Here is a 9956-nt window from a genome sequence, read left to right as displayed (position 1 = left end):
CGCACGTCGGCCACCGCGCCGGTCACGCTCACGCCCGGCAGCGCGCCGAGCGCCTGCACGGCTGCGGCCGGCCGGCTGCCGACGATCCAGAACTGCGCGTCCGGCTGCGCGGCGCGCACGATCGGCAGCACCGCGCGCGCGTACCAGTCGACGGCATCGACGTTGGCGCGGTAATCCATCGCGCCGGTGAACACCAGCGGCCGGCCGCCGGCCGGATACGGGTTCTCGTATGTCGTGGCCGGATCGAAGTACGCGGTATCGACGCCGTTGTGGAAGAAGCCGGTGTGGCCGGCCGCCTCCGGGGCGAGCTGCCGGAACAGCGCCGCCTCGGGCTCGGACACGAACAGCGCCGCGCGGCTCGCCGCGGCGACGCGCCGGTCGAAGGCGAGCAGGCGCGCGGCTTCGCGCCGGTAGACCCAGCTCTGCGGCCAGCGCTGCACCTGCGCGTACTGGCGCCACTTGTCGGAGTCGACATCGCAGAAGTCGGTGACGAGTTCGAGCCCGGGCCTGTCGAGCACGTACTGCGCCATCGCCGACGAGAACACGACGACACGACGCACGCCGCGGGCGAGCACGCCGTCGACCCAGCGGGCGAAGCCGCGGTCACGGTAATACGGCAGCGACAGCGCCTCGCCGGTGAGCAGCCCGCTGAATGCACGCAGCTTCGCGCGCCGGGCATCGAGCGGGCGCAGGCAGAGGCTCGCGCACATCGCCTGCAGCTGCGTGGCGTGCGCGAAGTCGGCCGGATCGTCGACGAAGGCCCCGAGATGCACGCGGTAGCGCGCCGCCAGGAAACGCAGCAGGTGATAGGAGCGGATCTTGTCGCCCTTGTTCGGCGGATACGGGATGCGGTGCACCAGCAGCAGGAGCTCTTCCATGCCCGTTCCCGTTCAGCCGAGGCTGCGCGCCAGCCAGGGCCCGAGCCGGCGGCTCAGCCACAGCGGCAGGCGCTGCCAGGCGGCGATGAACAGCCGGTATTTCGGGTTCAGCGGGTTGATGTCCGGCAGCCGCGTCGCCCGCACCAGATGGAATTCGTAGTACAGCGGCTCGGGCTCGAAGCCCCAGTTCTTCTTGAAGCTGTACGAACCGGTGCCGTTCTTGCTGCGCCCGTAGTCGAACAGGCGCAGGCCGCGCGCGCAGCTGCGCCGCAGCAGATCCCAGTACATGAAGTCGTTGCCCTTGACCTCGCGCGCCTGCGCGGTGCCGCCGCCGTAGTACGGCAGCACCTCGTCGCGGAAGTAGAAGCTCAGCACGCTCGCGACCAGCGTCTCGCCCTGGCGGATGGTCAGCACCTCGCAGTCGCTGCCGAACACCTCGCGCAGCACCTGGAAGTAGCGCTTCGGCAGCACCGGCGTGCCGAGGTTGCGCACGCTCTCGGAGTAGGCGAGGAACAGGTTGTCGACGCCGGCCTCGATGCGGCCTTCGAGCCCGGCCTCGATGCCCTTGCGCACCATCGCCCGCTGCTTGCGCGGGATCGCCTTCAGGTTGGCGTCCTCGTCGGGCAGGATCGGTTTGCGGAAGGTCACGTACAGGCCGTCCTTGCACGGCCAGTCCGGGAACTGGCGGCGGCGGTGGCGCAGTTCGAGGTAATCGACGCCGAGCTCCTGCGCGAGCCGGCAGGCGGCATCGGCGAGCGGCCGACGCACCTCCTCGTCGGTCGCGGCGATGCCGCCGTAGACGCAGAACGGCACCGAGATCAGCGCATTGCCGAACAGGCGGCTGCGCAGGTGCCCGAGCGGCAGCACGCCGACGATGACGCCGTCGCGCTCGGCGTACAGGAAGTGCGCGTCGTGACCGAAGGCACGCTGCAGGACCTCGGCCCAGCCGGCCCGGTGAAAGAAGGTCGCCTCCGGACAGGCGGCGACGAAGGCATCCCAGCGGGCGTGATCGGCGGGCTGCAGGCGGCGCACGGCGATGCTGCCCGCAGCGGTGCTCATGGTGGCAGCGACGCTCATGCGACGGACTCCGGGTCGAGGAAGACGCGATCCATCCGGTCCCAGCTGAAATCGGCGAGCAGGCGCCGCAGCCGGGACTCGGTGCGACCGAGGTTCAGGTAGTGCCGCAAGCGCGCGCGCCCGGACACGCCGGCCGGCCGCGGCTGCGCCGGATCGATTTCCCAGGGGTGGAAGTAGAACAGCCCGGACTCGCGATCCTCGCGATTGACCCGCCGCAGCAGCGCACGCGACAGCGCATACGGGAACAGCCGGAAGAAACCGCCGCCGGCCGCCGGCAGCCGGCGCGTGCCGAGCTCGACCGTCGTGATCGGCACCTCCAGCAGCGCCGGCGCGTTGTCGGGCCGGAAGCGGAAGCGCGGCGCACCGGGCATGCCGTAGAGGTCGTGACTGCCCGGGAAGATGCTGGAGCTGTAGACGTGCCCGGTCTCGGCGAGGATTTCGAGCGCCCACAGGTTGCGCGCCCCGATCGAGTAGCTCGCGGCGCGGTAGCCGCGCACCGGCACGCCGCCGAGGTCTTCGAGCAGGGCCTTCGTGCGGATCACGTCGGCGCGGAATTCCTCCGGGCTCTGGTGGATCACGCGCACGTGCTGCCAGCCGTGGCTCGCCAGTTCATGGCCTTCGGCGACGATGCGGCGCACGAGCTCGGGGTGACGCTCGGCAACCCAGCCGAGCGTGAAGAAGGTCGCCCGCACGCCGGCACCGGCGAACAGGTCGAGCACGCGGTGCGTGTTGGCGCCGACGCGCCGCGGCAGGGTTTCCCAGTCCTCGCGCCGCACCCAGGGCGTGAGCGCCGAGACCTGGAACCAGTCCTCGACATCGACCGTCATCGCGTTGACGGGACGGGTGGCTTGCATCGGCGGTCTCCGCAGGCTCAGGAGGCTTCGGACCGGTCGGTCTCGAAGTGCCGGTCGATGACGTTCGCAAGACGCAGGAAGCCTTCCTTGAGCATGCCGACGCTCGCTTCGAGCTCGCCGAGCCGGCGCTCGGCCTCGGCCGATTCCTCGCCGCCGGCCTGCACCTGCAGCAGGCCGCTGACGGCGCGCTCGATGCGATCGAGGCGTGCCGCCAGCGCATCGCCGGCCGCCGGGTCCGTCACCGGTCGCGGGGCCGGGGCCTCGGCCGTGCGGGCAGCCCCGGCGCTGTTCGCGAACACCTCCTGCGCGAACTCGCTGCGCGTGGCGCGAACGGCTTCTTCCCCGAACTCGGTGAGTTCCTCCAGGAAGCCGTAGAGCAGCACGCGATCACAGAACACGTTGATGCGCCGCGGAATGCCCTGCGTGGTCTCGTGGATCAGCCGGAAGGCGGCCTCGGTGAAGGCCGGCCGGCCCTGCCAGCCGACCACGCGCAGACGGTGCTCGATGTACTGGCGGGTCTCGTCGGCCCCGAGCGGGTGCAGGTGGCAGGAGGCGATCACGCGCTGGCGCAGCTGTTCGAGGCCGGGGCCGCCGAGCGTGGCGCGGAACTCGTCCTGGCCGAGCAGGAAGCTCTGCAGCAGCGGTTTCTCGCCGACCTGGAAGTTCGACAGCATGCGCAGCTCCTCCAGCGAGCGCGCCGGCAGGTTCTGCGCCTCGTCGACGATCAGCAGCACGCGCCGGCCCTCGCGCGCACACGAGCGCAGGTAGTCCTCGAAGTACTTCAGCAGCGAGGCCTTGGACACCGATTCGTGCGCGAGCCCGAAGGACGCGACCACCATGCGCAGCAGGTCGTCGGCTTCGAGCTGGGTCGTGACCAGCTGCGCGGCGACGACGGTGGCCGGGTCAAGCTCGGCGAACAGGTTGCGCACCAGCGTCGTCTTGCCGGTGCCGATGCCGCCGGTGACGACGATGAAGCCCTCGCCCTGCGACAGACCGTAGCGCAGATAGGCGAGCGCACGCTTGTGACCGCTGCTGCCGAAGAAGAAGCGCGGATCGGGACTGAGCTGGAAGGGTTTGGCGCTGAAGCCGTAGTACTGCGTGTACACGCGTCTCGATTCCCGTGATGCGGCGCAAGCCGGGGCAGGCGCTTCAGAAGCGCATGTTGATGCTGAGGGTCAGCCGGTTCTCGTCGTAGGACTGCGAGCTGCTGCCACCGCCGCTGCTGCCGAAACCGCCGCTGCCGCCGTCGCTGGTGGTGTGGGCGTATTCGATCAGCGCATCGGCATCGGCCGAGAGCTGGTGACTGAGGCCGATGCGACCGGTCAGATAGTCACTGTCGCCGGAACTGCCGGTCGAGTCGGAACCGGAGCCGGAACCGGAACTGCTGTCGTCGCCGGACACGCGTTCCCAGTTGACGGCGAGCACGCTGCGGGTACGCGGTGCGAACTGCCAGCTCCAGCTGGCATCGAGGCCGAGGGAGGTTTCCTTGCGTCCCGAGGCTTCGTATTCGCGACTCTCGTGAAAGACGTTGGAATTGAACTGGCTGTGGCCGCGCTGGTAGCTGTTGCCGAGCGAGAAGCGCTTGCGCAGGAAGGATTCGTTGTTCAGCGAGAACGCCGACGATGCCGGCAGCAGCCGCCCGGTGGCCGGATCGAAATAGACGACCTCGCCGGTCTGCGGATTCACGAACGACAGGAAGTTGCTGTCCTTGCGCGCGACGCCCTGCGAGTTCGTGACTTCCTCGGAATAGCGCGCGGTCCAGTCCGAATAAGCCGTGCGGTGACGGAAATCGAGATTCCAGCTCGGTCCGGTCACGAGGCCGACGGCACGATCCCGCCAGCTCAGCACCAGTGAGGTGCGCTCGGACGGATTCCAGTTCAGCGTCAGTTCCTTGTCGCGCGAGCCATACCAGGCGTCGAGGCCCACCACGCGCGACGGCGTCCAGCCGAGGCCACCGCTCCAGTAGTTGCCGTTGGCGGCTTCCTGTTCGCTGATGTCATGGGTCGAGTTGTTTTCCAGACCGACCCGGCCGAGCAGCGCCCATTCGCGACTGATGCCCTGGCGCACGCTCGCTTCGGCGTGCTCCCGCTCGTCGTTGCCGAGATTGCCATCGGCGTAACCTTCGACCGAGCGCGAATAGACGACGCTCCAGCCGGTGTTGCCGCTGCTGCGACCGTTGCTGAGCCGCCAGTCGATGCCGAGCACGGTCGAATCCGAAGCGCTGGCCGAGGCGCCGCCGACGTTGTCGCTCTGGTCGGAGGTCGTCGTCAGACCGAGCGTGCCGGTCATTTCGGAGTCGGCGAAGCTGCCGAGGTGCTCGCGCCAGATCGGCGTCAGCGTCAGCGTGCCGACGTTCGAATACCCGCCCGAACCGAGCAGCGGATCGTTCAGGGTATCGGCCGACGGCGCATTGGCGACCTGGAAGTACGCGGAGCGGAAATCGAGCAGGAAGCGGTCCTCGACGACTTCGGCCGTGCCGTTGAGCCGGAAGCGGTTGTTGACCGCATTGCGGGCCGTGTCGTGGAAATACTCCACGGCCGACAGCTCGTAGTTGAAATCGTACTTGAGGCCGGCGCCCTGGCTGCGCCCGCCGATCGAAGGCCGGATCTCGGTGATGAAGTCGCCCTTCGAGACCGGGCTGCCATCCGACTGGATCTGGCCGCGCGTGATGTTGTCCGTCAGCGTGCCGCTGACGCTCAGGCTGGACTGCATCGTCACGTCGCCGGCAGCGGCGGTCCCCGATACCAGCACGAACAGGGACAGGCAGCCCCGGCCGAACTGTCGGGTCCGCTTACTCACGCGCCGGCTCCGCGTAGCTGTAGTAGTACGGGCCGTAGTAGTCGCCGCGGGCGGCCTGGCGCGACTTGTTCAGCACGAAGCCGACCGCCATGTCCGGATCAAGCAGCGCCAGCGCCTCCTTGACCAGCGACTGACGCGTGCGCTCGGCCTCGACGACCATGATGATCTGGCCGACCAGATGCGCGAGCACCGCGGCTTCGGTGGTGGCGAGCAGCGGCGGCGAATCCATGATGATGACGCGGTCCGAATAGCGGTTGCTCATCTCGGTCATCAGGTCGCGCATCGCCGTGCTGCCGAGCAGCTCGGTCGACAGATGGTGCGAGTTGCCGGCCGGCAGCAGCACCAGCGACGGCACGTTGGTCTCGACCAGGACTTCGGACAGATCGAGCTGACCATCGACCAGGAAGTCGACCAGGCCCGGGCCGTTGTCGACGCCGAAGAAGCGCGACACCGTCGGCTTCAGCACGTCGGCATCGACGAGCAGCACGGTGCGGTCACGCTCGGCGGCGATGCTGAGCGCCAGGTTGATCGACGTGAAGGTCTTGCCCTCGCCCGGCTGCGAGCTCGACACCATCATGACGTTCTGGTTGGGGCGCACCGCCGCGCCCTTGCCGGCGGCGTTGAGCAGCAGCGGCCGCTTGATGTGCCGGTATTCCTCCTTGATGCGGCTGCGGTTGCCGTCCGGAACGACCATGCCGGCATCGCGGATGCGCTGCAGGTCAAGCGTGACCGAACGCTTGGTGCGCCGGACCACGGCCGGTGCAGCCGGGGTTTCGGCACGCACCGGCTGGCTGCCGGGCACTGCCGGCAGCGGGGCCGGCTCGATGACGATGGCCGCGGTGCCCTGCGCCTCGGCGACGGGAGCCGGCTGCCGTTCGTGGCGGCTCAGGCGTTCGATGGCTTTTTCGATGGTGTCCAAGAACGAGCGCTCCAGGCGGCGTCAGATCAGCCGGTGGCCGGTCAGCTGGGCGGCCAGCAGTCCGCCGAAGGTCAGCACCAGCAGCATGCCCATGCCGACGAAACCCGCGAGCCCGTAGCGCTGGCGCCGGATCGTGTCGGGCGAGACGACCAGGCTGACCATGCCGAGCACCGGCAGGCCGGTCAGATCGGTCAGCATGCGCCGGCTGTCGAAGGTCGGACGCAGCTGCGAGATCAGGAAGGCCACGGCGATGCCGCCGATGACCGCGCCGCCGAACACGCCCGACATCAGCCCGACGCGGTTCGGACCGGTCGGCTCGTTCGGCACGCGCGGCGGATCGATGACCTTGAACTTGATGTCCTCGTTGGTCTGGCCGGCCTGCTGCGACAGGCGCGCCGATTCGCGGCGGGCGAGCAGCTGATCGTAGTTCTGGCGGGTCACGTCGTAATCGCGGTTCAGCGCCTTCAGCTGCGCCTCGACCTCGGGGACGCTGTTGACCATGCGCTGCATCTCGGCCAGGCGGCGCTCGAACTCCTCGACGCGCACGCGCGAGGCGGCGGCATTGCCCTCCTCGGCGGTCAGCATCATGCGCACCTGCTGCAGGTAGGGATTGCCGTCCTGGACCGGCTCGCCGCCGTTGCTGCTGGCCGCCTTGGCCGCGGCCGCGGTGGCGGCACGAATCTCGGCGATTTCCTTCTCGCGCTGCTTGCGCAGGTCGGCGATGGTCTGGCGCACGGCGATGACGTCGGGATGCTTCTCGGTGTACTGCAGCAGCAGCTGGTCGAGTCGCTCCTCCATCATCTTGATGCGGCCGTCGACCGGTGCCGAATCGGTGATGCTGGCCGGGCCTTCCTGCGCGATCACCGGCTTCGGACCGACGCCGAAGGTGGCCGTGTCACCGTCGAGCTGCGCCTTCAGCGTGTCGCGCCGCTGCTCGATCTGCTTCAGTTCGAGGCGTGCGGCCGCGAGCTGCGAGCCCATCTCCTGCATCTTGCTGTAATGGTCCTGACCGGACTGCGGCATCATGTCGACGTTCTGGCGCTTGAAGTTCTTCAGGCGCTCCTCGGCCGCGAGCAGGCGTGCCTCGTATTCGGCGATCTGCTTGTCGAGGAAGCGCTGCGCGGTGTCGGAGTCCTGCCGGGTCTCGCCGAGCGCGTTCTCGACGAAGATCGTCAGCAGCGACTGCACGACCTTCTTCGCGAAGCCCGGATCCTTGTCCTCGAAACCGATCGTGTAGAGGTTCTCGCGCCCGAGGCTGCGCAGCGAGATGTGCTTGCCGAGGCGATCGAGCAGCACGTCCATCTGCGCGTTGTCGCGGGCCTTCAGGTCGAGGTCGGTCATGCGCGCGACCTTCTCGAGGTTCGGCCGGCTGAGCAGCGTGCGCGTCATCAGCTGGATCTGCGAATCCGGGTTCACGTCGACGGTCAGGCCGCGCAGCAGCGGGCGCAGGATCGACTGCGTGTCGACGTAGACGCGCGCCGAGGCCTCGAACTGGTCGGGCAGGCGGTGCACGAAGAACCAGCCGCCGAGGCTGATGGTCCAGGCGACGGCCAGCGCGTACCAGCGGTAACGCCACATGCCGCGCAGGTAACCGAGGATTTGTTCGACGATCTCGTGCATGGCGGAAACCGTGGTTCTGCGTGGTTCTTCGTGGATCTGCGCTTACAGCCAGGATTCCGGAACGATCAGGATGTCGCCCGGCAGCATGTCGACGTTGGCGGTGATGTCGCCGTCCTTCAGCAGGTCGTCGATGCGCACGCGGTACTGCTGCTGCTGACCCTCGACGACGCGCACGATCTTGGCCTCGTTGCCATCGGCGAACTGCGTCAGGCCGCCGACGAGGATCATCACGTCGAGCAGCGACATCTTCTCGCGGTACGGGATCGACTGCGGCTTGGCCGCCTCGCCGACCACGCGGATCTGCTCGGAGTACGGGCCGCCGAAGCCGCCCATGATCACGGTCACGATCGGCTGGCGGATGTAGGTTTCCAGCACCTTCTCGATGTCGCGTGCCAGCTGCGTCGGCGTGCGGCCGCTGGCCTGCAGGTCCTCGACCAGCGGCGTCGTGATCTTGCCGTCCGGGCGCACGGTGACGCTCTGCGAGACCTCGGGGTTGCGCCAGACGAAGATCTGCACCGAGTCGCCGGGACCGATGATGTAGTTGTACTTGGACGGATCGGTGGTCTGCGTGCCGTAATTGCCGGTGGTCGGCAGCGTCGGCAGTTCGGTGCTGCTGCAGCCGGCGAGCACCGCGAGGCTCGCGAGCACGAGAACCATGCACACGCGGCACGGCACGGCAAGGACATGAATCATGGAAATTGCTCCGTCCGGTCCGAAATTTGCGTATTTATCCCGTAAACCGCGTCGGTGCGCCCCCTGCACCTGCGGGTGGACCCGATTCGGCGATTATCCCGGAGGCGGCGCAAGCGTGTCGATGCAGCCATGTCATTGACGGGTCAATTGTTGTCACGGTCGGCACGGTGTGTGCGTGCGGCGTCCGCGGCGGCATCGGCCACGATTCTGCACGAAATGCACGGGTAATGGCATGACCGCTCCGTCACCGTTGCTGCAGCTGCGCAAGGTCTGTCGCGGTTACGCCGAAGGCCACGGCCAGCGTCCGGTGCTCGCCGGTGCCGAACTGGCGCTGCTGCCCGGCGAGGTGGTCGCGCTGCTCGGGGCCTCGGGCAGCGGCAAGTCGACGCTGCTGAACCTCGCCGCCGGCATCGACCTGCCCGATGCCGGCGAGGTGTGCTTCGACGGCCGCGACCTGGCGAGGCTCTCCGAGACCGCCCGCACGCGGCTGCGCCGCCGGCAGGTCGGCATCGTGTTCCAGTTCTTCAATCTGGTGCCGACGCTGACGGTCGCCGAGAACGCCCGCCTGCCGCTGGAACTGAACGGCCTCGCCGATGCCGCGGGGCTGGCGCGCGTCGCGTCGCTGCTCGATGCCGTCGGGCTTGCCGATGCCTCCCGGCGCTGGCCCGGTGAACTCTCCGGCGGCGAGCAGCAGCGCGTGGCGCTGGTGCGCGCGCTCGTGCACCGGCCGAAGCTCCTGCTCGCCGACGAGCCGACCGGCGCGCTCGATGCCGAAAACGGCGCGCGCGTGCTCGACCTGCTGCTGCGGCTCGCACGCGAGCACGCCGCCACGGTGCTGATCGTCACGCACGCCGCCGAGGTCGCCGCAGCCGCCGACCGCCGGCTGCGGCTCGCCGACGGACGCCTGCACGCCGTCGACGGAGCCGCCTGATGCCGGCGCGGCTGCTGCTCGCCGCAGCCCTGCGCGAACTCGCCCGCCAGCCGCTGCAGTTCGCACTCGCCGTGCTCGGCATCGCACTCGGCGTCGCCGTCGTGCTCGCCGTGCGTCTGGCCACGGCCAGCGCGCTCGACGGCTTCGAGCGCGCCGCCGACGCGCTCGAAGCCGTCGAGCGCGCT

The 9956-nt window shown here is 68.9% G+C and carries 10 protein-coding genes; 2 read left to right on the top strand and 8 right to left on the bottom strand.

Annotated features, from left to right (window positions below):
- From PKE44_RS10050 to PKE44_RS10015, 8 genes are all read right to left on the bottom strand, one after another.
- Nucleotides 1–878: TIGR03087 family PEP-CTERM/XrtA system glycosyltransferase (locus PKE44_RS10050; RefSeq protein ID WP_324550659.1), on the bottom strand; the 878-nt coding region annotated here is incomplete at its 3' end.
- Nucleotides 879–890: 12 nt separating this feature from the next.
- Complete coding sequence (locus PKE44_RS10045; RefSeq protein WP_324550657.1) at nucleotides 891–1955, bottom strand: FemAB family XrtA/PEP-CTERM system-associated protein; 1065 nt, start codon at nucleotides 1953–1955, stop codon at nucleotides 891–893.
- Nucleotides 1952–2809: an XrtA system polysaccharide deacetylase gene (locus PKE44_RS10040; RefSeq protein ID WP_324550655.1), complete on the bottom strand. Its 858-nt coding sequence runs from the start codon at nucleotides 2807–2809 to the stop codon at nucleotides 1952–1954. Before PKE44_RS10040 ends, PKE44_RS10045 begins: the two co-directional genes overlap by 4 nt.
- A gap of 17 nt (nucleotides 2810–2826) precedes the next feature.
- Nucleotides 2827–3915 (bottom strand): XrtA/PEP-CTERM system-associated ATPase, encoded by a 1089-nt coding sequence (locus tag PKE44_RS10035; protein WP_324550653.1) that lies wholly within the window; start codon nucleotides 3913–3915, stop codon nucleotides 2827–2829.
- A 43-nt stretch (nucleotides 3916–3958) separates the two neighbouring features.
- Nucleotides 3959–5608, bottom strand: a complete 1650-nt coding sequence (locus PKE44_RS10030; RefSeq protein ID WP_324550651.1) for a TIGR03016 family PEP-CTERM system-associated outer membrane protein — start codon at nucleotides 5606–5608, stop codon at nucleotides 3959–3961.
- A complete protein-coding gene (locus tag PKE44_RS10025; RefSeq protein WP_324550649.1) occupies nucleotides 5601–6527 on the bottom strand; it encodes an XrtA-associated tyrosine autokinase in 927 nt (308 codons plus the stop codon). The genes PKE44_RS10030 and PKE44_RS10025 overlap by 8 nt, the downstream gene beginning before the upstream one ends.
- A gap of 21 nt (nucleotides 6528–6548) precedes the next feature.
- Complete coding sequence (locus PKE44_RS10020) at nucleotides 6549–8147, bottom strand: XrtA system polysaccharide chain length determinant (RefSeq protein ID WP_324550647.1); 1599 nt, start codon at nucleotides 8145–8147, stop codon at nucleotides 6549–6551.
- Nucleotides 8148–8189: 42 nt separating this feature from the next.
- A complete protein-coding gene (locus PKE44_RS10015) occupies nucleotides 8190–8840 on the bottom strand; it encodes an XrtA/PEP-CTERM system exopolysaccharide export protein (protein ID WP_324550644.1) in 651 nt (216 codons plus the stop codon).
- A gap of 232 nt (nucleotides 8841–9072) precedes the next feature.
- On the opposite strand from PKE44_RS10015, the gene PKE44_RS10010 reads away from it, so the two are divergent.
- Both PKE44_RS10010 and PKE44_RS10005 read left to right on the top strand, forming a co-directional pair.
- Complete coding sequence (locus tag PKE44_RS10010; protein ID WP_324550642.1) at nucleotides 9073–9771, top strand: ABC transporter ATP-binding protein; 699 nt, start codon at nucleotides 9073–9075, stop codon at nucleotides 9769–9771.
- The coding region (locus PKE44_RS10005) for a hypothetical protein (RefSeq protein WP_324550640.1) at nucleotides 9771–9956 on the top strand (186 nt) is incomplete at its 3' end. The genes PKE44_RS10010 and PKE44_RS10005, both read left to right, overlap by 1 nt.

The sequence above is a fragment of the Plasticicumulans sp. genome (genome assembly GCF_035331805.1).
Classification (GTDB): Bacteria; Pseudomonadota; Gammaproteobacteria; order Competibacterales; family Competibacteraceae; genus Plasticicumulans.
Note: the sequence above shows the minus strand (reverse complement) of the source record. Positions and strands in the feature narration are given on the sequence as shown.

Coding starts and splice junctions, on each gene's coding strand:
- PKE44_RS10045 (WP_324550657.1), bottom strand. CDS start 1,955: ATGAGCGTCGCTGCCACCATGAGCACCGCTGCGGGCAGCATCGCCGTG.
- PKE44_RS10040 (WP_324550655.1), bottom strand. CDS start 2,809: ATGCAAGCCACCCGTCCCGTCAACGCGATGACGGTCGATGTCGAGGAC.
- PKE44_RS10020 (WP_324550647.1), bottom strand. CDS start 8,147: ATGCACGAGATCGTCGAACAAATCCTCGGTTACCTGCGCGGCATGTGG.
- PKE44_RS10015 (WP_324550644.1), bottom strand. CDS start 8,840: ATGATTCATGTCCTTGCCGTGCCGTGCCGCGTGTGCATGGTTCTCGTG.
- PKE44_RS10010 (WP_324550642.1), top strand. CDS start 9,073: ATGACCGCTCCGTCACCGTTGCTGCAGCTGCGCAAGGTCTGTCGCGGT.